General features: G+C 58.8%; 34 protein-coding genes and 1 tRNA gene. 13 read left to right on the forward strand and 22 right to left on the reverse strand.

The window, feature by feature from the left end:
- The first annotated feature begins 165 nt into the window (after positions 1–165).
- From ACQK2M_RS00180 to ACQK2M_RS00190, 3 genes are all read left to right on the forward strand, one after another.
- Complete coding sequence (locus tag ACQK2M_RS00180) at positions 166–591, forward strand: TIGR02300 family protein (RefSeq protein ID WP_223479233.1); 426 nt, start codon at positions 166–168, stop codon at positions 589–591.
- Positions 592–682: 91 nt separating this feature from the next.
- Positions 683–758, forward strand: a tRNA-Ala gene (locus tag ACQK2M_RS00185).
- 241 nt (positions 759–999) lie between these two features.
- A complete protein-coding gene (locus ACQK2M_RS00190; protein WP_425416112.1) occupies positions 1,000–1,230 on the forward strand; it encodes a hypothetical protein in 231 nt (76 codons plus the stop codon).
- Here the strand turns inward: ACQK2M_RS00190 and ACQK2M_RS00195 are convergent.
- Positions 1,227–1,565 (reverse strand): hypothetical protein, encoded by a 339-nt coding sequence (locus tag ACQK2M_RS00195; protein WP_425416113.1) that lies wholly within the window; start codon positions 1,563–1,565, stop codon positions 1,227–1,229. The genes ACQK2M_RS00190 and ACQK2M_RS00195 overlap by 4 nt on opposite strands.
- Positions 1,565–1,954 (reverse strand): MerR family transcriptional regulator, encoded by a 390-nt coding sequence (locus ACQK2M_RS00200; protein WP_425416114.1) that lies wholly within the window; start codon positions 1,952–1,954, stop codon positions 1,565–1,567. Before ACQK2M_RS00200 ends, ACQK2M_RS00195 begins: the two co-directional genes overlap by 1 nt.
- 476 nt (positions 1,955–2,430) lie before the next feature.
- On the opposite strand from ACQK2M_RS00200, the gene ACQK2M_RS00205 reads away from it, so the two are divergent.
- Both ACQK2M_RS00205 and ACQK2M_RS00210 read left to right on the forward strand, forming a co-directional pair.
- Positions 2,431–3,183: a LuxR C-terminal-related transcriptional regulator gene (locus tag ACQK2M_RS00205; RefSeq protein ID WP_425416115.1), complete on the forward strand. Its 753-nt coding sequence runs from the start codon at positions 2,431–2,433 to the stop codon at positions 3,181–3,183.
- A gap of 477 nt (positions 3,184–3,660) precedes the next feature.
- Positions 3,661–3,837, forward strand: a complete 177-nt coding sequence (locus ACQK2M_RS00210) for a hypothetical protein (RefSeq protein WP_425416116.1) — start codon at positions 3,661–3,663, stop codon at positions 3,835–3,837.
- Between the two features lie 236 nt (positions 3,838–4,073).
- Here ACQK2M_RS00210 and ACQK2M_RS00215 read toward each other — a convergent pair whose 3' ends face one another.
- The 5 genes from ACQK2M_RS00215 to ACQK2M_RS00235 all read right to left on the reverse strand — a co-directional run bounded on the left by ACQK2M_RS00215 (position 4,074) and on the right by ACQK2M_RS00235 (position 6,321).
- Positions 4,074–4,397, reverse strand: coding sequence for a hypothetical protein (locus ACQK2M_RS00215; RefSeq protein WP_425416117.1), 324 nt, complete (start codon positions 4,395–4,397; stop codon positions 4,074–4,076).
- The gene (locus ACQK2M_RS00220) at positions 4,394–4,888 is read right to left on the reverse strand and encodes a hypothetical protein (RefSeq protein WP_425416118.1); all 495 of its coding nucleotides are present in this window, start codon (positions 4,886–4,888) and stop codon (positions 4,394–4,396) included. The genes ACQK2M_RS00215 and ACQK2M_RS00220 overlap by 4 nt, the downstream gene beginning before the upstream one ends.
- Before the next feature lie 66 nt (positions 4,889–4,954).
- Entirely contained in the window at positions 4,955–5,551 is a 597-nt protein-coding gene (locus tag ACQK2M_RS00225; RefSeq protein ID WP_425416119.1) for a hypothetical protein, read from the reverse strand.
- Positions 5,505–5,993 (reverse strand): hypothetical protein, encoded by a 489-nt coding sequence (locus ACQK2M_RS00230; protein WP_425416120.1) that lies wholly within the window; start codon positions 5,991–5,993, stop codon positions 5,505–5,507. Before ACQK2M_RS00230 ends, ACQK2M_RS00225 begins: the two co-directional genes overlap by 47 nt.
- A gap of 1 nt (position 5,994) precedes the next feature.
- Positions 5,995–6,321, reverse strand: a complete 327-nt coding sequence (locus ACQK2M_RS00235; protein WP_425416121.1) for a hypothetical protein — start codon at positions 6,319–6,321, stop codon at positions 5,995–5,997.
- Between the two features lie 89 nt (positions 6,322–6,410).
- On the opposite strand from ACQK2M_RS00235, the gene ACQK2M_RS00240 reads away from it, so the two are divergent.
- Positions 6,411–6,641 (forward strand): hypothetical protein, encoded by a 231-nt coding sequence (locus ACQK2M_RS00240; protein WP_425416122.1) that lies wholly within the window; start codon positions 6,411–6,413, stop codon positions 6,639–6,641.
- A 106-nt stretch (positions 6,642–6,747) separates the two neighbouring features.
- A complete protein-coding gene (locus ACQK2M_RS00245; protein ID WP_425416123.1) occupies positions 6,748–6,942 on the forward strand; it encodes a hypothetical protein in 195 nt (64 codons plus the stop codon).
- 163 nt (positions 6,943–7,105) lie between these two features.
- Here ACQK2M_RS00245 and ACQK2M_RS00250 read toward each other — a convergent pair whose 3' ends face one another.
- Entirely contained in the window at positions 7,106–7,273 is a 168-nt protein-coding gene (locus ACQK2M_RS00250; RefSeq protein WP_425416124.1) for a hypothetical protein, read from the reverse strand.
- A 527-nt stretch (positions 7,274–7,800) separates the two neighbouring features.
- On the opposite strand from ACQK2M_RS00250, the gene ACQK2M_RS00255 reads away from it, so the two are divergent.
- Positions 7,801–8,019, forward strand: a complete 219-nt coding sequence (locus ACQK2M_RS00255; protein ID WP_425416125.1) for a hypothetical protein — start codon at positions 7,801–7,803, stop codon at positions 8,017–8,019.
- 24 nt (positions 8,020–8,043) lie between these two features.
- Positions 8,044–8,301 (forward strand): hypothetical protein, encoded by a 258-nt coding sequence (locus tag ACQK2M_RS00260; RefSeq protein WP_425416126.1) that lies wholly within the window; start codon positions 8,044–8,046, stop codon positions 8,299–8,301.
- A gap of 321 nt (positions 8,302–8,622) precedes the next feature.
- Here ACQK2M_RS00260 and ACQK2M_RS00265 read toward each other — a convergent pair whose 3' ends face one another.
- From ACQK2M_RS00265 to ACQK2M_RS00320, 12 genes are all read right to left on the reverse strand, one after another.
- Entirely contained in the window at positions 8,623–8,823 is a 201-nt protein-coding gene (locus tag ACQK2M_RS00265) for a Clp protease N-terminal domain-containing protein (RefSeq protein ID WP_425416127.1), read from the reverse strand.
- A gap of 94 nt (positions 8,824–8,917) precedes the next feature.
- A complete protein-coding gene (locus ACQK2M_RS00270) occupies positions 8,918–9,229 on the reverse strand; it encodes a hypothetical protein (protein WP_425416128.1) in 312 nt (103 codons plus the stop codon).
- Complete coding sequence (locus ACQK2M_RS00275; RefSeq protein WP_425416129.1) at positions 9,208–9,660, reverse strand: hypothetical protein; 453 nt, start codon at positions 9,658–9,660, stop codon at positions 9,208–9,210. The genes ACQK2M_RS00270 and ACQK2M_RS00275 overlap by 22 nt, the downstream gene beginning before the upstream one ends.
- Before the next feature lie 135 nt (positions 9,661–9,795).
- Positions 9,796–12,441: a hypothetical protein gene (locus ACQK2M_RS00280; RefSeq protein ID WP_425416130.1), complete on the reverse strand. Its 2,646-nt coding sequence runs from the start codon at positions 12,439–12,441 to the stop codon at positions 9,796–9,798.
- Complete coding sequence (locus ACQK2M_RS00285) at positions 12,428–13,381, reverse strand: hypothetical protein (RefSeq protein ID WP_425416131.1); 954 nt, start codon at positions 13,379–13,381, stop codon at positions 12,428–12,430. The genes ACQK2M_RS00280 and ACQK2M_RS00285 overlap by 14 nt, the downstream gene beginning before the upstream one ends.
- Positions 13,382–13,444: 63 nt before the next feature.
- A complete protein-coding gene (locus tag ACQK2M_RS00290; RefSeq protein ID WP_425416132.1) occupies positions 13,445–13,831 on the reverse strand; it encodes a hypothetical protein in 387 nt (128 codons plus the stop codon).
- Positions 13,828–14,127 (reverse strand): DUF6074 family protein, encoded by a 300-nt coding sequence (locus ACQK2M_RS00295; RefSeq protein ID WP_425416133.1) that lies wholly within the window; start codon positions 14,125–14,127, stop codon positions 13,828–13,830. The genes ACQK2M_RS00290 and ACQK2M_RS00295 overlap by 4 nt, the downstream gene beginning before the upstream one ends.
- Before the next feature lies 1 nt (position 14,128).
- Positions 14,129–14,749: a helix-turn-helix domain-containing protein gene (locus tag ACQK2M_RS00300; protein WP_425416134.1), complete on the reverse strand. Its 621-nt coding sequence runs from the start codon at positions 14,747–14,749 to the stop codon at positions 14,129–14,131.
- Entirely contained in the window at positions 14,749–15,414 is a 666-nt protein-coding gene (locus ACQK2M_RS00305) for an HNH endonuclease (protein WP_425416135.1), read from the reverse strand. The genes ACQK2M_RS00300 and ACQK2M_RS00305 overlap by 1 nt, the downstream gene beginning before the upstream one ends.
- A gap of 12 nt (positions 15,415–15,426) precedes the next feature.
- A complete protein-coding gene (locus ACQK2M_RS00310; protein WP_425416136.1) occupies positions 15,427–15,765 on the reverse strand; it encodes a helix-turn-helix transcriptional regulator in 339 nt (112 codons plus the stop codon).
- Positions 15,766–15,871: 106 nt separating this feature from the next.
- Complete coding sequence (locus tag ACQK2M_RS00315) at positions 15,872–16,618, reverse strand: hypothetical protein (RefSeq protein ID WP_425416137.1); 747 nt, start codon at positions 16,616–16,618, stop codon at positions 15,872–15,874.
- A gap of 93 nt (positions 16,619–16,711) precedes the next feature.
- On the reverse strand, positions 16,712–17,911 hold the full coding sequence (locus tag ACQK2M_RS00320; protein ID WP_425416138.1) for a tyrosine-type recombinase/integrase: 1,200 nt from the start codon (positions 17,909–17,911) through the stop codon (positions 16,712–16,714).
- 446 nt (positions 17,912–18,357) lie between these two features.
- Here ACQK2M_RS00320 and ACQK2M_RS00325 point away from each other — a divergent pair, with 446 nt between their 5' ends.
- Positions 18,358–18,873 carry a hypothetical protein gene (locus ACQK2M_RS00325; RefSeq protein WP_425416139.1) on the forward strand — a complete coding sequence of 172 codons (516 nt, stop codon included), beginning with the start codon at positions 18,358–18,360 and terminating at the stop codon, positions 18,871–18,873.
- 18 nt (positions 18,874–18,891) lie between these two features.
- On the opposite strand, the gene ACQK2M_RS00330 is transcribed toward ACQK2M_RS00325, so the two are convergent.
- Complete coding sequence (locus ACQK2M_RS00330) at positions 18,892–19,212, reverse strand: hypothetical protein (protein ID WP_425416140.1); 321 nt, start codon at positions 19,210–19,212, stop codon at positions 18,892–18,894.
- 279 nt (positions 19,213–19,491) lie between these two features.
- Here ACQK2M_RS00330 and ACQK2M_RS00335 point away from each other — a divergent pair, with 279 nt between their 5' ends.
- The 3 genes from ACQK2M_RS00335 (at position 19,492) to ACQK2M_RS00345 (ending at position 22,110) form a co-directional block, all read left to right on the forward strand.
- Positions 19,492–20,268, forward strand: a complete 777-nt coding sequence (locus ACQK2M_RS00335; protein ID WP_425416141.1) for a DeoR/GlpR family DNA-binding transcription regulator — start codon at positions 19,492–19,494, stop codon at positions 20,266–20,268.
- A complete protein-coding gene (glpD, locus tag ACQK2M_RS00340) occupies positions 20,261–21,775 on the forward strand; it encodes a glycerol-3-phosphate dehydrogenase (protein WP_425416142.1) in 1,515 nt (504 codons plus the stop codon). Before ACQK2M_RS00335 ends, glpD begins: the two co-directional genes overlap by 8 nt.
- Positions 21,776–21,846: 71 nt before the next feature.
- The gene (locus ACQK2M_RS00345) at positions 21,847–22,110 is read left to right on the forward strand and encodes a hypothetical protein (RefSeq protein WP_425416143.1); all 264 of its coding nucleotides are present in this window, start codon (positions 21,847–21,849) and stop codon (positions 22,108–22,110) included.
- On the opposite strand, the gene ACQK2M_RS00350 is transcribed toward ACQK2M_RS00345, so the two are convergent.
- Positions 22,107–23,570 (reverse strand): ferredoxin reductase family protein, encoded by a 1,464-nt coding sequence (locus ACQK2M_RS00350; protein WP_425416144.1) that lies wholly within the window; start codon positions 23,568–23,570, stop codon positions 22,107–22,109. The genes ACQK2M_RS00345 and ACQK2M_RS00350 overlap by 4 nt on opposite strands.
- Positions 23,571–23,643: the final 73 nt, after the last annotated feature.

The following is a 23,643-nucleotide window of genomic DNA, read 5'->3' on the forward strand; positions in this document are numbered from 1 at the left end:
AAATCACCTCGCGCGGACGCTTCGGCGAAGCAAGCGCCGTATCGTCAATTGGCCTTTGACAGGCAAATTCTTTGCCGCTATGGACCGGCGACATTTTTCAGGACAAAAAGCCCCTGTTATCGCCGCCGATCCGTGCGGAACACGAGAATTCACAAGGACGCGACCGTGGCAAAACCGGAACTTGGAACCAAGCGCATCTGCCCCGAAACGGGCCGCAAATTCTATGACCTGAACAAGGACCCGATCGTCTCGCCCTATACCGGCAAGACCTATCCCCTGTCCTATTTCGAAGATACGAAATCCGAGATCATCGAGGAAAAGGCCGAGGAAGCCGAAGAGACCAAGGCAGAACCGGCCGACGAGGAAGAAGACACCGGGACCGCGGAAGTCATTTCTCTGGAGGATGCCGAGGAAGACGAGTCCGGCAAGGACGATAACCTGCCCGACCTCGGCGACAACACCGATGACGACGACCTCGATATCGACGACGACGACGATGACGACACCTTCCTCGCCGAAGACGAGGACGACGATGATGACGACGTCAGCGACATTATCGATGTCGCCGGCGGAGACGACGACGAAAGTTGACGAAAAGCGCGTCGCGGGGACTTGATCTTGCCGCGGCGCGATTGTATCTGACCGCGATCCGCGGGCTCCCCAAGCCTGCCGCGATATTGACGGGGCCATAGCTCAGCTGGGAGAGCGCCTGCATGGCATGCAGGAGGTCAGCGGTTCGATCCCGCTTGGCTCCACCAATCCAATCCACTAAGTTACTGAAATCGAACGAGTTTGGAGTGCCGACACTACGGGTGCCTACTTCCGTGCCTACTTTTGGTTTGGTCTTCGCTCCGGTAGGCCTCAATCACGCTTCCGTGATAGGCCTCCGTTTCCGCTCTTGCGTTGCGCGCGCTTCGTCCAGCATTGTCGGTTGACGGCAATCACGGTCGCGTGCTGATTAACGGTCGCGGCGAGACATACCACGGATCAGGAGATCCGATGTCTAATCGCCGCAAATCCCTCATCGAAGCCGACCGCCTGCAATTCGTCCAGGACGCCACGGACGCGCATCACAGGCTTGCACCGCATCTGATCGCCCTCTCGCCCCTCAGCGATGACTACAAGGCTGTTCTGCGGCTTTCCAAGGCGCTACGGGCGGCAATCCGCGACGTGACGGGCGATGATCCAGAATGGTGCAAAGTGAAGCCGGGAGCGTATCCGGGGCGCTAGTCGGGCCGTTCCCATGCGAGCCTGATCTGCCGTTCCGTCTTCCGGTTCGCTTCAACCGATCGCTTGTTGTTCTCGGCAAGGCTCACGATTCCATTTCCGACCTCTGCGGCACGCCATCCCGCCTGTTTCGCCCATGCCGCTATCTGGCGAAGATCATGCGCGAATGGATGATCAGGATTAGCGGCGGCTTCGATCAATTCGTCCGCTGCCTGTTCCGGTGTCATACCGGCCACCTGGAGGCGATCAAACACATCGAGGAACGCGTCCTCCATCGCTTCCTCGCATTCGAGGGCACGGTCGGGAAAGTCGCCGTCATGTCGCGGGGCGCGGATCATTACCCCGTGAGTTCATTCCGCAGTTGAGTGAGCAATTCAGCGAGTTCGGCAATACTCTTGTCGATTTGGTCGCGTTCGTTTTGAAGCACAGCCAAACGGATCTCACCAATCTTCAGCGCGGCAGATAGCTGGCGGCGATTGTCCTCCGGATCGTACATTTCGATCAATCGCTTGATGTCGAATAGCGAGAGGCCGACGCGTTTGCCTAGCGTTATCAGCTTCAGCCGCACTCGATCCTTGCATGAGTACACGCGAGTCCGGCCTATTCTCGTCGGGGACAAGAGACCTTTGTCTTCGTAGAAACGCAGCGCGCGCAACGTCACTCCGAATTCGGCGGCAAGTTCACCGATGCGGTAGGTCTTATTCTGTTGACTACGCGGTGTTGTCATGGCGACAGATAAAACCGCCCGGCGCGTGAGGGCAACCGGGCGGCTTATGCGAAAAGGAGTGGGGGAACTCCTTGGCCTCTATTTAGAACCACGCGGACGTTCGTTCAAGCCGATGCCGAATCCGTTTGGCTCTCTCGGGTGGAGTCTCAGTGTCGTCTGCCCGGCGCCTTACGCGCCGCACTCTTCGGAAAGTCTATTTCGAAGACGGCTCTTGTGGCGTTCGGCTATGCCGGGAATGGCAATCAGATCCCAGAGAAGCCAAAGGGCCGGCCAGTCGGAGCGTGTTGCTCAGATGATGGTGGCGCGGATAGTTACGGCTTGCGACATGCCAGCTTTCAAACTGGAATAAATCTTAGTCGCCAAACGCAGGCAAAATCTTGCTCTGTAAAATTATTGTGCATCCTGCCTGCATCATTACCCTAAGGAAATGCGACTCGCGTCGTTCTTCGAAACCCAATGTGTTCAGGGATACTCTCGTGGCGACTGACATATCCGGAACTGTGCAGTTCAGGCTGGGGGAAACTTTAGCGGCAATTGAGAGGGCGACGACAAATTTCGAGATTTTCAAGCAGTTGAAGGCGACGGGGATAGCCTATGAACTGCCGAATTTCCTCGTTGCGCTGAGCCCCGGAGACAGGCGACAGCACTTTAGCCGGCGCGTAATCCTGACAAACTGGAATCCCGAGCTTCTCGTGCTCATGGTCGAAAAAAATCAATGGGGCATTTCAGAAGCTGCCGGTGTCATGTACCGCAGCGGCGTCCCCATCTCGCTGCTTATCTCGGATTTCATTGCTACAGACGACAAAGAGAAGCAGTCAAATCTGCGGTCAATGGTGGCGTATGGAATCGACCGAAAGGTGTATTGTCCTGTTCAGGTAGGCGACGGATTGCGGGGGGCAGTTTCATTCGCAGGTACGCGCGCGCCGGTTCAACCAAATGAAATCGCGGAATTGTTCCTGGTCGCAGCGAATGCGTTCGCCAAGGCTATAGAAATGCGAAGCGATGAACAGCCAGACACCCCGCTGAATAGCCGAGATTTAAGAATCCTTGGATTGCTTGCAATAGGATTGACGGCGGATGCCGTTGGCGAGGAGGTCGGGATCACCAAACACACGGTGACGTTCCATTCAACCAATATCATGCGTAAGCTGGGCGCGAAGAACAAAGCCCACGCGGTTGCAATTGCATTGGCAAACGGCTGGCTCTCGGCGGACGCAATCAGTGCCTAGTCGGTGCGACTCACTGTGAAAACCGAAACATCAAGAGGCCGGCAACGATAAAGGCCAACGCGATTGCGCCGACAAACATGATTGTTAGATGCTGTCTCCGGTTCTTTGATCCGTCTTTAGATAGCCGTTCCCGATCAGTCACTCGCGCAGAATGGGCCGTCCAGCGTGATGCCGAGCGCCGACAAGGAAGGGCTGATCGCTCAAAGGAAGGGTGAGAAGCAGGCTATTGAGGCACGCATACGCGAAACCGGCTGCGAATCGCCGTACCTGTCTGGTTGACCGGAAACCAGCACGGCACGACGCAAGGCGATCTACGAGGAACTGCACCCGGAGACGAAACCGACGAGTGAAGGAGGCGGCGGTCGGAATAACGCAACTCGTCGCCAACTTGGCGACGATATAGCCGACCGCTTCACCTCCGACACGGCCAAGGCCACGGGCAAGAGCGAGCGGGCCATCCGCAGTGCCGGGGAACTGTTGAAGCAGATCGAACCGGCGCACGGTGCTAACCAGAACATTGGGGGAGGCGACTCTCCTAAAGTTCAGACAAGGAAATCCGCAGCGATCGCCGCAGGCATGTCGCCAGATCAGGCAAAGCAGGCCGTCCGCGTCGCCAACGCGCCGAGGGGCTTTTATCATTCGCGCATTATCTGACTGCACGAGCGCAAAGAAAAGCCGCCGGCATAATAGGGGGGGCGCCGGCGGCTTTGTGGGGGAAGGGGGAAGTTCCCTTGCGATTTATCTGGTGAGAAGCGGGAACGAGTTCAAGTCCTCTCCCCGCGCTCGGCAGTGTCAGTGGTGAAGCGGCTGGCGGTTTTCTGGGTCGCAAACTTTGCGAGCCAAGCCGCCGTTTCGTGTTTCCGAATGCCTCGTCTCCGGATGCATTCGTGTTACGTTTCGGCGGTTGCCTTCCATCCTGCCATGAGCGCGTCCATTTGCGGGTCTGTGAAATCGTGCCAGTGGTCAAACGCCTCCGCTATCCATCGGGCCTTGGCGCGAACGTCATCCGGATCGGTGACGGGGTAGGACAGTATCTGACATTCAATGTCATGCACCTCCCGGAACAGAGGCATGGCCTCTGCTTCCAGCGCCGCCACGGTAGGCGAATCGCCGCCTTCGGCGTCAAAAACCCGCTCTGTCTCCGCCATGTTCGCGCGATAGATTGCACTGCGTTCCCGCCAAGCGGATATCAGCTTTTTGAAAGCGCCGGTCATATGCCTGCCCTCCGAAGGATGGCGTTTAGGTTTTCGTCGGCCTGCCGTTGGCGTTCGATTGCATCGGCGGGGAATGTTCCGGGCGGAGCCATGCCGACAATTAACGCGGTGATTTCGTGCGGCTCCTGCACGTTGTCCCGGATGGCGCTAAGGCCGTTCAGATGTTCGGCCTTGATCCGTGCCGCCTCGGCGCTGGTCGGATAGCAGGACAGCATGGCAAGGAATGCCCGTTGTGTGGCCTCCTGCGCCGCGTCGGCTTCCTGCTTGGCCGTCTCGAATGCGAGGCGCGCATGGCTGCTGATAACCGCGTCCAGCGCATAGCGCGCGCGCTCCTCGATTTCGGCAAGGTCGCCATAGCGGGTTTGCGCTTCATCGTGTGCGGCGATCAGCCGTTTGATTTCGGCTGTGTTGCCTTCCGCGCGGGCGGGGCCGGCGGTCGCGATCAGTGTTGCGGCTGTGCCTGCGATGGCTTTGCGTCGTGAAATGGTCATTGGTTCAATCTCTCGAAGATCTGGAAAGGGGAAGCCGCCAGCCGCATGGGCCAGCGGCTCGGCGCGTCAATCGGTCGTGTTCGCGATGGTGAAGAACGAAGCCCAAAGCGCCGCCGCGTCGGTCGGCAAGAAATCCTGCTGCTGCGGATAGCGATCCGCCAGCCACTTGGCCTTTGCGATCAGGTCGCACCGTTCGATAGCAGGGAAGGCAAGAACGTTCTCTTGCGCTTCCGCCCATGCGTCGATGCTGTCGGCCTCGGCGGCTTCGATCCGCTCCCATTCTTCATCGGAAACTGTCGGACGCTTTTCGGAACGGGCGCGATCCTCCGCGTGGAAGGGCGCGCTGACTGCCTCGTAAGCCGCCTTGGCTTCCATTTCGATCGCGATAAGGCGGGTCAGTTCGGGATTGATCGCGGGGATTTCTGCCTTGGCTTTGGCCGACGTGGTGGCGCCGCCGAGAGCCGCAATTATTCCGCTTGCAGATAACGTAATGGCATCGCGGCGCGTGCTGTTCAGTGATAACTTTGATTCTGCCATGTTCGGAGTTCCTCTCTGGTTGATGGCCGGGCGGGTGAGCGGATTTCCAAGGCCAACTCCCCGCCCGTTTTCATGCTGCTCAGGGGCGCTTGCTCTCTTCCATGCGATGGTGGATGAAGTCTTCAATCTCTTCCCGTGTGAAATACTGGATCTGGATATCGACGGGTTGGATCCACTTGCGACCGGGCCATGGAGCGACTTCAAACCATTCTTCTCCGGCGCATTCGCGTCGAATAATTTCATGCACGGTACAGGTGCCGAGTGGGATTTGATGTGCGTACCAACCATCACCGGTAAACTTGGAGGAGGGCTTGAGATACTCCCACAAGTCCCGCGTGGTGATGCCGGCGGTCTCTGCTTTCCGCGACGCGTTATATTTGGCTTCAACGTCAACACCATCGACATTCATCATTACGCCGGATGAAAACCATTTCGGATTGGCACCCGCGTCGCGAAGGTCAGCGGCGAACATGTCAACAGTGTATGCCTCGGAATGGGCCGCTGTCGGCCCGTACGCGGCGAGCGCGGGAACGGCGGACATGGCCTTGAGAAGCGTTCTCCGGTTCATGTTACGCCGCCTCCAGTTCTCGAATTTGCGCTTCGATGTGGCCCCGTTGGCGGCTCGCGCTCATGCCGAACGGCAGATATTGCGTGTTGACCATTTCCTCGCGGAGCCGTGCCACGCGGCGGGCCTTTTCATCGGCTGGAATGGCCGTGATCCGGGCGGCTGCCTTCGCCTCGCGCCATGCCTCTGACAGGCACCATGCGAAGCACTTCCGGCCAATGTCGTTGAATGTGAAGGGATTGCCGAGGCGGTATTGCGTGCGCATCAGTTCCCATGCGCGGGTCATAATTGCCTTGCGGTCGAACGGAATGGTATTGGCGTGATTAGCCATACGATGATCCTCCTGTGATCGTCGTTTCGGTTAGGGCCGTTGGGAAGTTGGCGCTTCCCTTCGGTCTGTTTTTTTGATATCAAATAATCATGGCCAAGGCAATATCTGATATTAAAAAATCGAGAGGCAGACCGAAGTCGGATACGTCGCCTTTGATGGTCCGCGTCGCAGCAAGAGATCTCTCCGCATTGGACGATGCCTTGGCAGATGAACCGGACAAGCCGTCCCGCCCTGAAATGGTGCGGCGCATCCTCCGGGATTGGCTGATCGGCGCGGGTTATTTGAAGGCCGGCGAAGAAAGCGACGGCAACGGCCGATAGGCGGATTTGAAAAAGGCGCATGGAACAGCCGCGCAACCGCTAGCGTTTTGGAACTGACCCCGTTCAGATCGCCGCGAAAGCTCAACGGCTGGAAGGAGGGCGAGTTATGGTTGATGAAAAGAAGGTCGTCGACGAAAAGAGCGCCAAGCAGGGCGGGTCAGGCAGGCGTGCCCTGTATATCCTTGTGGCCTCAGTGATTCTCGCAGTCGCCGCCTACGTGCTTTTGGTTCCGATGGGCCCTGACGGGGAAGACATCGACGCCGGCAGCACCGAAGCGGTCGTAATCCCGGAAACCGAATAGCGTCAGACCAGGAACGCCGTCACAATCGCCCCAGATTGACTCAGGACGCGCGTTTTCCGCTGACGGGTATCAGAAGCCGGAAAGCCGAGACGGCGCTGTGTGACTCGCTGCGAGTCAAATCGGCCACAATCTGAATATGGTTCCTGGGCTTCGTCGACCGAAGTCAGTTGTCAGAAGTCGACGAGCCGCTATCGGCAGGTTCCTCTGTCGTGGCGGTTGGCTGCTCTGCTGGCATTTGCGTCGAAGAGCCGCCGAACACACCACCTCGCCAAGAGGCGACGACAACGAGCACGATGATGATTGCACCGATAATGATAGTGTTTCTGCTCATCAGAAAATCCCTCCCGACGTCCGGCACTGAGTGCCATTTCGTCTGGTCAGTAATTCTTGGCAGAATCGATGGCGAAAACGTGACGTCTAGTTTCGAGACGTCGCCGTTCAGAGCGTAGGCAAGAATTCGAAAGTCGTAAGGTGGCCCCTCTCTTTCATTCCTGCTAGCCTCAAATTGGTTACTACCCCAGAAAACGGGACCCGATATGCGCTGCGCTCTATTTGTTTTTGTGTGTCTGTCACTGGCGGGATGTGAGACAGTCGAAGAAGCAGCCGCAAGAGACGACGCATATTGTCGAAGCCTGTCAGCGCAGCCGGGAACCGAAGCATACGTGAATTGCCGTTTCATTTTGGATCAACGCCGCAAGGCCGCCCAGAACAAGGCAGCCGAGGCTTGGGGCCAAGCGCTCGGCGGGGCTCTAATGCAATAACGGTCGCGCTACACAACGCGCCTTCAAGGTTCCGGGCGACGATCAATGATCGTAATGCGAAAACGGCACAAAGTGAGACAGAGGACAGATTGCGGAAATGGAAGCGCTTCGGAGATTTACGCAGACCACATCGGAATACAGTTCCGAGATCAGACGGATCGCCTACGTGGTGGATGTCGATCGGTTCTTTCAAGCCATGGGCCACGATTGGAAAGAGGAAAAGACCGATTTCGCGAAGGAGCGCGCCGAAATAAGTTTCGCCACGGTCGAGCAGTCCGCCCGGGAGCACGGGTATGCGATTGTCGAGATTCCTTAATCCGCCATCTGGCAGGACTGACGTATGCGGCAGCTGATTGCGATTTCGCTGGTCTGCTATGCCAACGTGGGGTGGGCTGCTGATTTCTATGAGATCGAGGTCGCCCACAATGATGAGGTTTTCGTCATCAACGGCGAGGTCTACGAGGCCCAGACTTACTGCCTAGGGTGGGAGGAAGGCGAAAGCGTGATGTTCCTTTCCGGGAGTCCATACGGCGTGTGCGTTTCCGCCGAACTGCTGAACCTGGATCGGCGTGAAACCTGCAACGTCTGGTGCGAGTAAAGACCGAAGGGGACAACCTTCGACTATCTGGCGCCCGCAATCGCTCGTATCGTTCTGGAGACGCAAATTTAGGCGTTCTACGGTCAAGCCCCGGCCCTTTCGTCAAATAACCGCTTTCCAAGGCTATCTAACGGCTGCTCGAGAGGCCCGCTCGGTCTGCAGGCCGGAAATGGTGTGATCGTAGGTTTCCGTTCTCGCTCGTCCCATGCTGTTATTCTCCGCTCAACCCAAGGGAGGAACGCATGGAGATCACGCAAACGACGATACGAACCATTGAGAATGGCTACAGCGTCGAAATGCATCTGGGTGATGCTGAGGACACTACGCAGCCCTTTCTGGCCTTTCGAGTGCATCTCGAAGCGCATCGAGCGGGACACCCGCAGTTTCGAGAATTGCAACAAGGAGCCCTTCATCGTTTGCGAGACGAAGTAGATCAGCAAATCCGGGGCCTTTGATTTCCTTGATCTTCAAGGCGTGTATGAGGCCCGGAATTGTACCGTCTGGGTTTTCGATCTTCTCCATGACGTATTTCCTTTCCTGATTATGGGAAATCGCCGGAATTTCGGCTAGTTTCGGCTTGGTGCGTTTGCTATCGAATGCCGTTTTTGTTCCGGTGTCAGCCCTCGGAATGCTCAGTCAGAAAACGCTGAAGCAGGGTTTCGAACCTGACCAGCGTTCCTGTCGTCAACAGCGCCGACGCGTTGAGGCCATCTTCCAGTGAATCGGGGATTGGTTCGTCACACCAATCACGGAAAATCGCGTAACCTGCGTCCGGATTGCCTTCGCCTATAGTCTCGAAAATTTTCCGGTTCAATTCCGCGAGTTGCGCTTCCAGTTCGTCGTCGGTCAGGTGCGCATACGGTTTGGCAGTATCCGTCTTGCGCTCAAGGCGCTGTAGCCGGGTTTCTATGCTGCTGATCGTTGCCATTTCGAGAGTCCTTTCTGTTGCTCTAGACGTTCCAGCCGTTCGAGAATTTCGCCTGTCGTTATCGCGTCCTTCTGCGCGTTGACGATCGAGACCAAGGATTGCGCCTCCGCCGGCGCCAGTTTTCCGGCCGCGACCTCTTTTGCAATTTGAGCAATCGCCTGCTTCACACCTTCTGTGCTGGAGATGTCTGGCAGATCAAACTCGACCGTGCGAGGAACCGGTGCCGGGCGCGGATGAACAAACGGCGCTGCCTTTTCGGCCGCCCAAGCACGATCTTTCGCGTCGGCGGCCTCATCACGCATGATGCCGAGCATATACTCAACCGGCGTGACGCCTTCCTCCAAAACCGCAGAAAGCACCTCCGCCGTTTTCTTGTTCGGGCTGCCAGGTTTGCGACCTGAGCCGGGTCTAGCTCCGCCTTGCTTAGCCATGGTTTCTCCTGATTTCTTTCAATTGCCCTGTGTCGCCCATATGACTCTCAGGACGCGCGTTTTCTCTGGCCGCACTTCGGGACTCGGAAAAGCCTCGTGCGATTCTGGGGGCTTTCTGGGGCGATTGTGGGCGCATTACTGTTCTGCCGCTCCGTCTCGGTTTGGTCGGACAGTCAATTCGAGCGGTTTCTTCTGTTCCGGGCCGAATTCCTCGGAGTCGCCGGGGGCAGTCGCGACAATGCCGTTCGAGATCAGGAAGGCATAGATACGCTTCAATGCCCGCTCGCTGGTAGTCCCCAGTTCGATCGTGTTCGCGAGATCTCGGGCAATCTCCGGATCATAGAGTGCGTCGCGAAGCGTGTCCCGCGCCTGCCTCGCCGTCATCGTCCGGAACGCTCTTCCCGCGATATCCGCCAACGCATAGCGGCTGGAAGTGCGCCCACTCTTCACGGCAAAGACGCGCGAGGAAATCTGGTTGAGTCCGGTACCGAGATAGGATTCCACATCAGCGAGAGGATTTGTGTCCATGGATTGACCCGATGGCCTGGGAACGATCCTGTTCTTCTCGATCGCACGCGCCAGCTTCTTCGCCGCCGCGAACCGCTCATTGCCGAGGGCAAGCTTGAGCGCAGCGGCGTTTTCTTCGAGGTATTTTCTCGGATTTGTGGATTCCAGTGCCGTATCCCAAACGTTGCGGGCCAGAGCCGTCTGCGCGTCCTCGGTCTTGAACCCGTTGACGATCCGCTGCATCCGTTTCGGGTTCTTGATCGCTTGCGCCACTGCCTGTTCCGGCGTGGCGTTCAGGTTTTCGATCCGCGCCACTTCACGGGCAAATACCGAATTCTCGATGGCTCGCTTGCGGGCAATAAGCGCCGAGCGACGTTCGGCAACGGCCGAAAGCGCCCGTTCCGTGTCCGAGACACGCTGCCTGATTTCCGGGAAGTCGTTTAGGACGCCGGCATTCTTTCGCACCCAGGAATTGATCAACCCCGGCTGGACTACCCCGTCACGCACCGCAAAATGGTAGAGATCATCGAGCGCAGCACGCTCCATCGCGACGCGGGCAGTAGCGCTTTGCGGGAATATTTTCTTGAACTGGTTCGCCGCTGTCTCATTCCAACCACTGAAGAACTCGCGCGCTACTTTCTCGTCGGGAACAGCATAGGCTCCCGCTACATCGGTCTTCAACACCCGCGCCGCTGCACCCTGCTCATAGGGCAATACATAATCCTCGCGATAGAGCCGCCTGAACTGCTGTAGGTTCCGCGCCAGGTCGGGATCGCCAACCTCCTCGATAAGCTGGTCCGTCGCGGCGTCGATCTCTTTCTTGAGCTTCTGGAGATACGGGAGACGCTTTTCGCCCGTTGGCGTTCGAGCGGCTTCGCGTATGTCGGTGGTGACGCGCGTCCTCAGCTCCATGAGATCGACGATCGATGCGGTATCGTCCATGTTGCGAATGTCGTCGACGATGCCACTCGGCACGGCGGACGTATCGGAAAGCTTCGAGCGAGGCTCCACGCTCTTGACCAGCCGTTCCTTGACGCTAGCGAACGGGAATCTTGCATCGGTTTCGTTGAGACCCATCTGGCGGGCCGTGAGCGCCATCTCTTCGCGCATGTCGCCACGACGCAGGATCAAATCATCACGGATCGCGCGTCCAAGCTCCCGTTGGCGCTTGCCTGATCGCAGACTGTCACTCACGGCAGCTTGCCGTTCATCAAGTCTCAGAAGCTGATCGTCGGCTTTCGCGGTCAACCCGGAAACTCGTCTCTTCCCGGCTGCGAATGCCTCGTCCAGGTCCGTTCCGCTATTGGGTGCCATATCTCGCACGGCTCGCGAGATCGCTGCGTCATTGCGGCTATATCGTCTTGCCGCATTGTCGAGATCAGGGCCGGACAACCCCGCCTCGAACTCACGTTGCGTGGCGATAAATGAAGGGTTCTCGGTCGCCTCGGCTACCGATGGCCGATAGTCGGGCGCCACATCGAGGATCTCCAGGGTTTCGTCGACCGCCCTCCGGCTTTCCGGCGTCATATTCCGTTCGACTTCGCTGACGATCTGTCGTTTCTGTCGCTTTGCCAGTGCCTTCGGCGAGAAGCGCTTGCGGGCGGCTGACGCCACCCTGCGCGTGGGACCGCCGGTCAATGCCCAAAGCGTTCCCGGAGCTGCAATGCCTCCGGCTGTCGCGCCAAGGAATTCGGCAATGTCACTTCCCGGTGCGACGTCCTTTGCAAGCTGTGCGCCCATGCCGGCCCCGACAGTCGAAACCAATTCGCCGGTTGCAGCCGTTCCAGGTGCCGCGGTTACGCTCGTGGCCATTCTGTTGGCGGTCTGCCCGAGCAGGCCGGTACTGCCAGCCGTAGCGGCGGCGATGCGAGGGGCCATCGCGATTGTCACGCCTGCCGGGATGGTATTCGCGCCGACATACTCACCAACGGTGCCGGCCACATGTCCAACCGCTGTCTGAGCTTCCGGCACTTCCATGATCTCCCGATCAATGCCGGGTGCTGCGGCCTCCAGGGGGCGCTTGAACTGGTAGTCTATACCGAGCGCTTTGGTCGCCGCGTTCGCCAGCGTTGTAGGCGCGTTGACGGTGGCATAGAGTCCGCGATTGAAATTCTCGCCGAACTGCTGGATTACGTCCGTGATTGCGCCACGATCTTGTCCAGCCTCGGTCTTGCCGCCCCGGTACGCGCCAAGCGACTGTACAGCCGTGTCTATGTCCGGCGCATCGATCTCAAGGGTGCGCCCGTCTGGGGTCTGAAGTTCAAAAATCGGCATTGGGCTTCTCCCGAATACGGGTGCCATCTGGAAGCACTGTCCAGCCGTCAGAATCAGCTTCTGGTGTCGGCTCCATTGTTTTCCGTTCTTCCGCATTATTCGGAACGCCTAAGCGCGCTCTGGCGGCTCTGACGCTGCGAAGTGTGGCGGTGTCGGCCTGGCGCTGTTCGATCGGCGCGCGAGGATCATCCGTGCCGGCTTGCGCCTCTCGTTCAATACGCGCCAATTCGCGGTCGAGGCTGCGAAGAGACTGCTTCAGGGTATCGGGTGCCGTGAGCGCGCCGCGCGGGACAAGGTTTTCGATACGCTGCTGTTCGGCGACTGGAAACCGCGGGTTGAGGCTGAGAGACCGGACCAAGTCGCGCTTGAACAGTTCGAATTCCTGCCCCGCCTGAACCTGATCCGGGAATGTCGCCATATCCCCTATATTGCCGGGAACCTGACCGACGGTGTTCGAAAGCCCGGTTGCTACGGTCGAACCGACGCCGGTTGCCTCATCGGCCATATCGTATAGGCCGGAACCGCCGGTCGTGTTCTGCGCGGTCTCGCCGCTTGCCGGATTATCCTCGTTGGCGTTGCCATAGTCGGGCTGTTTGAGCGGAACGATTTCGTCGGTCGCGAGATCGACAATCACGCGCTCCCCGGTCTGCGGATTGACGGAAATCGACTTACGCCCGGAAGCCAGTGCAAGTGCCGTATCCGAATCGAAGCCCTGAAGCTCGAATGCACGGATCTTCTGCGAGATGGCGCTGGACGTTGGAAACCCAAATCTGTCCATTCCGCCTTCCGCTTTCCCCTCAGCCAGTTCCATCTGGAAGTCCTGGGAAGCAAGGCGCTCTTCGCGCTGGAATTCACGGGAATCGGTTTCGCGCTCCCGTAGCCAACCACTTCGGATTTTCTCCATCATGATTTCACGCTTTGCCTTTGCGCGCTCAACCATGCTCGTTCCGACGCCTTCAGCTGCCCCGGCCGCCATGAATGCTAGTAATCCGCCTGCCATCGGTCAGACCCCTTTTCTGTCTTGAATGTCGTTTGTCCCTGCCGGGAAGAAGTACTCGACCGGCTGATGCCGGATCGGAGATTTCGTGCTCGCGAGGTATCTGAGCGCCCGGCTCTGCAGTTCCGCAGTCGTATCCGCGATTTCCTGAATGACAGCGAATTCGTCGGCGTCCGGCGAAACAACGAGACCGGCCATACCGCCACGGATGCCCCAGAGAGCGCTCTCGACGATCGAGAAGAACGCAAGCGCATCCTCGACGCTGGCGCACTCGACAGCGGATGAACGCCTACAGGCGATTGCGAGAAGGTCGACAGCCTCTTGCGGGTTCTCGCATTCGACGACAGCGGTGAGGTAGTCGCGCGCGATTGACTTAGCGGAGGGCCCAATCATGCGGCACCGTCCGGCTGGCAATCACGATCCGCAGGAACAAGGCGAGAAATTTCAATCTCGACCAATTCACGGAAGGCGACAATCTCGCGGTCAATCGTGCCCGCATCGACACCGGCCGTAGCCAATCGCCTGCGAAATGTTGCGATCTGCCTTCGCCAATATGCCGCTTGGGCCTTCTCGGAAGGCTGCCGACAGAATACATCAGCGACGTGCCGTGCTTCCCCAACCCGGGCTGTGGCCGGGAAAGCGATCACCGTCGCTGAAGACGTCCATTCGATCAGGTTCAATTGCTTCATCTCAGTAACCTCCACTTGCTCGCGCGTAAGCACTGGATTCTGATCCTTCAGAGCCCTTTGAATCTTCAGGTGTTCTATTCAGGTAGTTCTGAGTCAGGTGTTTAGGTCGCACGGGTGCAACATCGAAACTGAGCAGATTTGCAACATCGAGAGTGTCACCATTTGCAACATCGAGGCTTTTTCGATGTTGCAGGTTTGCAACCTCGGCGGCACGATCCCGACGCTCGATTAACGCGTCTTTGGCGTCTTCCTCTCGGAGGATCTTTGCATCCATGACTGCGCCGATCCGGTCCTCCCGGAAAGTGTAGAAATACGGCTCGCGCCTGTTCCTGCGACCGCGATCAATCCAGACTGGACCACTACGATCTTTGCGCTTTAACTCGCCGGTGAGCCACTTGAGGCTGCGCATGACCGTATGCCGGGAGACCCCAATCTGAGCGGCTATCCGGTCGATGGAAGGATGCGCTTGGCCAGTCCGGGCGTTGACGTGCTGCATGACGCGGAAGGCGACACGGAAGTCGATATCCGAGACTTCAATATCACAGGACATGGCGTCGAGGATTCGGAGCTTCCACGAGGTGAATGAACGGCGTTCCTCTTCGGTGATTTCGGGCTCTTCCATCAGCCGGCCCTCCGAGCGAACTCGCCAAAATAGTGTCGCTCAGCAGCACACCGCGCTTCGATAGCGGCTTCTTTGCACTCGAACCGTCCGAGCTTGATGTTCTTGCCGCCAACGCCGATCTCCGCGCCCCAGAGCAAGCCCGTGAGCGGGTGCACGCCAACCTTGCCGGAAGTGTTGCGGCTGCACTTACCGCGATTGCGGGCGTTCTCCGCCGGAGTGCAAAGCCTGAGATTTCCCCAGCGGTCATCATCACGGATGCCGTTGATGTGGTCGATGACTTTGCCCTTGGGCGGCAGCTCTCCGGTGACGAAAAGCCAGATCAAGTGGCTCGCTTTGTAAGGCCAATAATCGACAAAGACGACGTTATATCCGTTGCTGATCGTGCCTGCGATATCGCCGGCACGCTTCCCGCCACGCGATTTTGCATGTCGAATTTCGCCCTTCTGTGGGTCTATTTCGAGCAACTCAATCTCTCGGTCGCGAGTGAGCTTCGGACGCCCCTTTGCGCGCTCTCGCCGAATGCGATCTGCCTTGTTCTTCCCCGGCAGTTCGCATTGCCTTATTGTTCTGGAGGCGATATGTTCGCTTTGTTCCGAAGCCCCGCCCAGAGCTATGGAATTTGAAGCCCCGGCCGTTGTGCCGGGGTTTTGCTTTTCGTGATACATGGCAGCCTCCCGTCACGCGGCTTCCGGCAGGGAGTTCAGCCAAGCCTCAGCCTCAGCCCTGAGAATGAGAGTCCGGCTTCCGGCCTTACGGGTTTGGATTCGTCCGGCCGCAATCTCGCGATAAAGGGTCGAACGACTGATGCCCGCCCATTCGCAGAAGCTGGTGACGGCGAACGCGCCGTTCGTAGCGGGGGAGTCAACCGGCGGGCCGGTTATGCGGGGAGTGTGGCCACTGGTCTGGTTAACGACCTTTGTTTCTCTCTCGTGGTCCGGCTTGGTTACGCAGGAACGTTCGTTCTGCCAGTACTGCTGGCTCTCGGTCCCTGCCGTGCTGCTTAGAAGTGTCTTCATTGTCGCTTGTCCTCGTGCTGCGCCGCCGTGAAGCGGCATGGAACAAGCGGGAACGTGCCCTTTTTTGTGTGGATGGTCTTCCGGTAATACCAGTAATTACAATGGCTTAATTATCGGAATTATCGGAATTATCGGAATCAAAAGATTCCTCGTATCGGCGTAATGCTTCATTGATGTGGGTGGCGATTGTTGACGGCGCCGGCTCTGTACGCCATTCACGTGCGCACCACTCGGCCATGCGCTTCGAAAGGGTGGATTTGTTGAAGCCATATGGCTTGTAGGATGACACGTTTCCTTCATTAGCAATCTGTTCTACCGCCTCGGAATAGAACGATTCCCAGTCGTATCCATGAGGCCGTCCGGGTTTCGCACGAGCACGATTTCGGGTCTCCGCACATTCGGCTTCCGATTCTGGTGCACCACTCTCTTCATTGATATCCAGTCTTGCAGTGCCGCCGTTTCCCTGAGATCTGCGGCCCCCTGTTACTCGCTGAGCCCACTGGTCAAGTTCACTGCTGTCGACGAAAGGGACTTCGTCTTGGTACCTCTCCCATTTCTTAGAGTGTCCCGTGAGGTCTATGGGATGCCCTTCCATGATCAGGCCGAATTCGAATTTGTCTGCCCCCCATCCTCCTGCCGGCAACGACATACTCTCATTGTCACCGTCAAACCGAACTCTGACTTGAACTTCGTTCCGCCTGAAAGCGCGGCGCAATTCAGCGGACGCCCGCATCTGTCGCCATGCTTTGTTTTCTGAATTGTCCCGGTGTTCCGGAACGCCGAATCTCCGCTCGTAGTACGCGTCGAACGCTTCCTTGAGATCGATACAGCCCTCGGGGATTTTTCCAGGCATCGCTTCACCTCGCGTACGCACCTCTGTGGATCGTAGGGAAACCGGTGGTGCTCCCGGCTTGTCGGAAAATCGTCCTATCCCTGCGAGTTTGTTCTATCCGTGAAGGGCAATCACCTTCGCGCCGGTCTGCCCGGTGCAGTATCTCGCCCATGCTTCCATCAGGTCACGGCGCTTGTTGAGCGCATCGCCGCGCCGGTAGGCCTGTTCAACGGCATTGCCTACCAAGTGCGCGAGTGCCGCCTCCGCAACTTCGCGCGGGAATGAAGTCTCATCGCCCGCCCAATCACGGAAGCTCGACCGGAAGCCATGAACGGTAATTCCAGTCGCGCCCATGCGCCGTAAGAGCAACTCCATCGCCATGTTCGAAAGGGGCTTGCCGCGTTTCATGCCGGGGAAAACCCAATCGCTTATCCGAGCCTCATGAAGCGGGTAAAGAATTGCCATCGCCTCATTGGTGAGCGGCACGGTATGAGCGCGGCGCAACTTCATTCGTTCTTTCGGCACGTTCCAAGTTCGGGCTTGAAAATCAATTTCGTGCCACTTTGCGTTGATGACTTCGCCGGTTCTGGCCGCTGTCAAAATCAGGAATTCCAGCGCACTTGCCGAAGTGGCCTCGCGCTCGCGCAACCGGCTAAAGAATTCCGGAACGTCTGCATAAGGGAGAGCGGCCAAGTGCGTCACGGTCTCCCGCTTCCGGCGCTTGGGAAGAACGTTATCAAGATTGCCGCGCCAGACCGCAGGGTTTTCGCCAGTGCGCCAGCCCTTCACTTTGGCATAGTTCAACACCCGCTCGATTCGTCCGCGCAACCGTGTCGCCGTCTCGGGCTTTTCGGTCCAGATTGGTTTCAAGACATGCAACACGTCAGCGAAAGTGATTTCTGAAACGGGCTTGCTTCGGATCGCCTTGCAATAGGCGTCGCCGAGCGTTTGCTCCCACTGGTAACGATGCTTTGCATTTGTCCAGCCGGGCGACATCGCGTCAATATACGCGTCTACACATTCGGCGAAGGACATTTCCCGTTCTTTGGAGTGTTCCGCCACCAAGTCGCCGCCCTTGGCGGCAATCGCCCGATAGGTGGACGCAACGTCCCTCGCATCGGCCAAGCTGATTTCAGGATAAGGGCCTAACCCGATCTCTTTCCGGCTCCCGCCCTTGGGCGTCCATATGAATGACCAAGACTTAGCCCCGCTCGGCTTGATCCGCAGATACAGCCCGCCACCATCGCTAATCCGACCCGGCCCGGTCGCTCCCTTGGCTTCTCTGTCTTTGAGTTTATGGATGGAGCGGGCCATTTGAATTCCCCTCAGTGCCTACTTCCGTGCCTACTTTTGGACCGGGATAGCCCGACACGTCCTGAAACAACATAAGACGGAGAAGGCAGAAAAGCTATGGTATGCAGGGCATTTGGCGAGACGGCTGGGGATTACCTGAAACAGTGGTTCGGTGGCGCTTGGCTCCACCAAATCCCTCCGGGGACGACGATTTTCCCGACATTACTATAACCGGACGTCGTGGCAGCGCCGCTGTTCACCGCGTGTTCGAGAGCATGCATTCCCGAAATACAATTCGGCTCACAAGCTCCGGCGGCATGTACCGAGGCGTGCGCATGGCCGATCGACGGCGCAGCGGATAACCCGGATTATCGCGCGTGCAGAAAAAATCCGGGACATCTTCAATTTTTCGTTTCCATACTGTAACATTTCGCGAGTAAGAGTTTGCCAGCGTACGGATTTGGCCCATGCAAGACGACATGCGAGTACTTCTTCATCCCGCCCGCGCCGAGCAACTCATGATGCTGGCGGAGAAATGGCGGTGCAACTCCAGCGAAGCCGTCGAGCGGCTGATTCGCGATAGCATCGCCCAGGGCAACCTGCCGGACACGACCCCAGGGCTTGAGGTCGCGGCGTTCGGAAATCTCGTCGCCTTCAAGATCGATTTCGACCGGACTCCGCCAATGTCCTGGCAACAGGCCATGAAGATCAGCCATGCGCTCGGCCAACTCGTCAACGGCAAGAACGACGGCTTTCGGGCCGCCTACAGCGCCGATACGAGCCTTATCTTCACGCGCACCGATGACGGTTTCGCCATCAGCTTCACCGCACCCGACAACAGGAAGACTGTGACGGTGACGACGAGCATTCTCGACGACCTCTCGCGCCAGTTCAACGCCGCGGCGATGAAGGCGCAGGCGAACAAGACAGGCCGCCCGGGAAAGCTGCCCTCAGCGGATCAATCGGCCGAAATGCGTGCCTAAGAGGTCGGATCGCGACCTCTAGCGACCCGAACCGCCGTCGCGCGCGCGCAACCTCGCATAAAATACTTCCGACAGTGTCAGGAAGGCCCGGTCGACCTCGCCCGGCTCCCATCCGGCATGGATAGCCCAGTCCCGAACTGTTTCCATGTCATCGGCAAGCGCGCTGTCCGCGCGTGATGCGTCCAACGCGTTTTCGAGCATCGCGACGACCTCCGCCTCATCATGGCCGGACTTCAGCAGGTTCGAAATCAAATCCTCGAACGCGGCCATGATCGCCGCTTCGCAGTCGCGGTCACGTCCCCTGTAGGGCGCTACTTGTTTCGGCGGTGAAATCGTCATTCTTCGCGGCCGCGCAAATCCAGCTCCTTGTCGTGACTGCGAAACCGCGCGCGACAAAGCCAGATAATGCTCGCAAGATTTTGCCATTACGTAAAGTCCACCTGCCTGTCCTGCAGCGGTTTTCAAAAGGAATGACAGGGCCTTTTCGGCCTTTTGCCGAGTCGCACCCTTGCCCGTTGCGATCGACGGAGATTGCACGAAACGAAAATATCCGAAAAGAAATCGTGACAAATCGATGATTTTCGCGGATAAGCGCGCTGAACATTTTCGGATCCACCGATGACGCCGCTACCGCCACGACATTTGGACATTCTGGAGATCGCCCGGCGTGACGGGCGGGTCGACGTTGAAACGCTCGCGGAACGTTTCAACGTTACGGCGCAGACAATCCGCAAGGATCTGAACGAGCTCTGCGAGGCAGACAGGCTGCAGCGCGTGCATGGCGGTGCGGTATTTCCGTCAAGCACGGTCAATCTCGCCTATCTCGCCCGGCGCGAGATCGCGGCACCCGGCAAGACGCACATCGCCGACCACGTCGCCAGCCTCGTGCCGGACGGGTCCTCGCTGATCCTGAATATCGGCACCACGACCGAACAGGTCGCCCATGCCCTGCGCCGGCACCGAGACCTGATGGTGGTGACCAACAACCTGAATGTCGCCATGATCCTGCACGATGCCGAGGGCGTCGATGTGGTCGTGTCCGGCGGCATGGTGCGGAAGACCGACGGCGGCATCATCGGCGAGGCCGCGGTCGATCTGATCCGGCAATTCAAGGTCGATTTCGCGGTCATCGGCGCCTCCGCCATTGACGAAGAGGGTACGCTGCTCGATTTCGACTACCGGGAAGTCCGGATCGCCCAGGCGATCATGCATCAGGCGCGCAAGACGATCCTCGTCGCCGACACGACCAAGTTCGAGCGGCGCGCGCCGGTGCGGATCGGCCAGCTGACGGACATAGACATATTCATCACCGACGCGCCGCCGCCGCCTTCGATCGCGGAAATCTGCGCGGCCGCGGAGGTGGAACTCATCATAGCGGGAGACACCCATGACTGACGCCACACCGCATTACGACATCCTCGTCATCGGCGGAGGCATCAACGGCGCGGGCATCGCGCGCGACGCCGCCGGACGGGGCTTCAGCGTCTGCCTTTGCGACAAGGGCGACTTCGGCGGCGGCACGTCATCGGCATCGACCAAGCTGATCCATGGCGGATTGCGTTATCTGGAGCATTATGAGTTCCGGCTCGTGCGCGAGGCGCTTACCGAGCGCGAAATCCTGTGGTCGATGGCACCACATATCATCCGGCCGCTGCGCTTCATCCTGCCCTATCACTCCGGCCTGCGGCCGGCATGGTTGCTGCGCCTCGGCCTGTTCCTCTACGACAATCTCGGCGGGCGAAAGCTCTTGCCGGCGACGCGGACGCTGAACCTCGAAACGGATGTGGCCGGCAAACCGCTGAAGGGCAATTTCCGCAAAGCGTTCGAATATTCCGACTGCTGGGTGGAGGATTCGCGTCTCGTGATCCTCAATCTGCGCGACGCGCAGCACAAGGGCGCGACCATTCATGCGCGCACCGCAGCCGAGAATGCGCGGTTCGATGATGGCACATGGCATGTCACGCTCCGCGACACGGAAACGAACGCGACGCGCGAGATTACGGCATCGCTCGTCGTCAACGCGGCCGGTCCATGGGTGGACGAAGTGCTCAAGCAGGTCTTCGGCCTCAACGACGCGCATAATGTGCGCCTCGTGCGCGGCAGCCATATCGTCGTGAACCGGATCTTTGACGACGATCGCCCCTATATCTTCCAGAACGCGGACGGGCGGATCGTCTTCGCGATCCCCTACGAGGAGGACTACACGCTGATCGGGACCACCGACTCCGAACAGGATGCCATGGACGGTCCGCCACGGATCACGCCGGAGGAGACGTCCTATCTTTGCGCGGCGGCAAGCGAATATTTCTCCAGACCGGTGACGACCGACGATGTGGTGTGGACCTATTCCGGTGTGCGCCCGCTTTACGACGACGGCGCGTCCAAGGCGCAGGAAGCGACGCGTGACTACGTGATCCGGCGCGAGAAGACACTCGGCGGCGGCACGTTGATCAACATCTTTGGCGGCAAGATCACCACCTATCGCAGGCTCGCGGAATCGATGATGGACGAGATCGAGGAGACGATGGGTGCACGCCGCGCGGCGTGGACGAAAGGCGCGACGCTGCCCGGCGGCGACTTTCCCGTCAAAGGGTTCGGCGATCTCGTCGCCCGGCTCGGCAAAGGACGCGACGGGCTGGATGCCGAGCTCATCCGCCGACTTGCCCGGCTCTACGGCACCGATGCGGCGGACATTATCGGCGATGCCAAAACGCCGGACGGCCTCGGGCTCGACTTCGGCCATGGCCTCCATGAAGCCGAAGTGCGGCACCTTATGCAGAAGGAATGGGCCCGCACGGCCGACGACGTCCTTTTCCGGCGCACGCGCCTCGGCATCCGCATGAGCGAGGCGGAGCGAGAGGCGCTGGCGGACTGGATGGCAAATCAGCGCACGGGCGGATAACCGTCTTGCCTTGCGGTCAGCCCGCATTGCAGAAATCAGTGCCAAAAACGCTGTCCGGAGGGAAAATGAGGATGAAGAAGTGCTTTCTTGCCGCGCTCCTGCTGCTGACCGGCGTTGTTTCGGCACATGCACAGCCTGGCGATCCGATTGCGGGTGAGAGCACCTTCGCAGCGGATTGCTCCCGCTGCCACCGGACGCCTGACAGGATCCTCCGCAAGATCGATGGTGACACTGACGAGGAAAAGGGCGCATGGCTGGACGTCTTCCTCGATGATCACCACCTGCAGGACATAGGCGGCAAGGACGATCTGATCGCCTATCTCGTCGGCCTCTAGCGCATGACAAAGGCAATCATCGCGATCGCTATTCCCAAGGCCAGCAGCCTGAAATTCCGGATGATCAAGCGATCCTTGGCGGTTGCAGGTCCCGCGCGGTAGTCGAACCTTTCGTAGCGAATGTTGCGTGGTGGAACGCCGAGCCCCGTCAAGCCACTGCACACGGCGCTCATCATGCCCCCCGGACCGCAGATCATCACAGCCGTGTTTTTCGGATCGATTCCGTCGAGAATCTCGACAAGATGCTCCCGGCCAATCGGCCCCTGCCTGTACGCGGCGCCGATCGGGCCCCGGTCGAGCAGGATCATGGCCCGCGCATCAAGTTTTTCCAGATACGGCACAAAGCTTTGCGGGTCGACAAGCGCATCGGCATCCCGTGCAGCATAAGCGAGCCGCACCGGTCGAGGGTCGGAGCGTTCCGCGAGGTTTTCAAGCATGGAAAGGATCGGAGCAAGGCCGACACCGCCAGCAATCAGGACAATCGCATCGCAATGCCTGTTGGCCAAAGTGAAGCTGCCATGCGGACCGTCGATGGCGGCACGGGTCCCGAGTTCGATGGCGCCTATGCCGCGCGTAAAATCGCCCGCTTCCTGGATAATGAAACGGACTTCCCCCTTGTCGTTCGGCGCGGATGCAATCGAAAAAGGGTGGTCGAACAGCGGAAAGCGGCGCGGGGCGAAAGCAATCCAGGCAAATTGGCCGGCGTCATGCTCGAGTCTGCTTGCCGTCACGCTTCGTAACGTGATTTCCCACAGCCTGTCGGCGAGTTTGCGTTTGTTCGAAACCACCCAACCCTCCCCGCGCATCCGGCGCACCCGCACCGTGTAGACCCCGACAGCCAGCCCAAGAGATCCCAGCGCAAGGGCAATCCAGTAGATGCGCGAAGACAGGCTCGCTGCGTAGGTCCCGACGTGCAGGAGGTGCATGAGCGCAACGATTGCGGCTGCGACGGCCATCAAGCCGTGACTTGCGCGCCAATACTCGTAGGAAACCGGCAAGCGGTCGCGGAGCATTCCAAGCGGCACCATCAGAACCACCAGCACGAATGCGATGACGCCGGTCGTGTTCGAAGGCGCCGTGAACAGCGCGACAAGGTGGTTCAGGATTGAATGCGGCCGCGTCGGATCGGGCGGCAGGAGGAAGAAAATCGGATGTGCGATCACAAGGACAACGAGCAGGCGCGCCGTCCACTTGTGAAACGCCATGGTGATATCTATGCCGATGCGGCCGGACAGGAATTCGAAACGGCCGCTGGAGACCAGTTGCAGGAACAGCATCACGGCGGCCACGATGCCGAGGGCGGACGCCGTTTCGGCCCATACACCGACCGGCTTCTCGGTCAAGGCGGCCAGCAGCAGTGGCAAGGCCGCAACGACGGAATAACCGGCAATCAGCGCCAGTGGAGATATTCCGGGCCTTTTTTCACGGCCACCATTCGATTTCATGTCGTGCGGCGCCATTTCTCTTCCGGCTGTCAATACGCGCGATTCTTATCGCGATGGCTGCCAAGCGACAGACCATAAAATGTCGCAA

The organism is Oricola indica, from assembly GCF_965227485.1.
Taxonomy (GTDB): Bacteria; Pseudomonadota; Alphaproteobacteria; order Rhizobiales; family Rhizobiaceae; genus Oricola; species Oricola indica.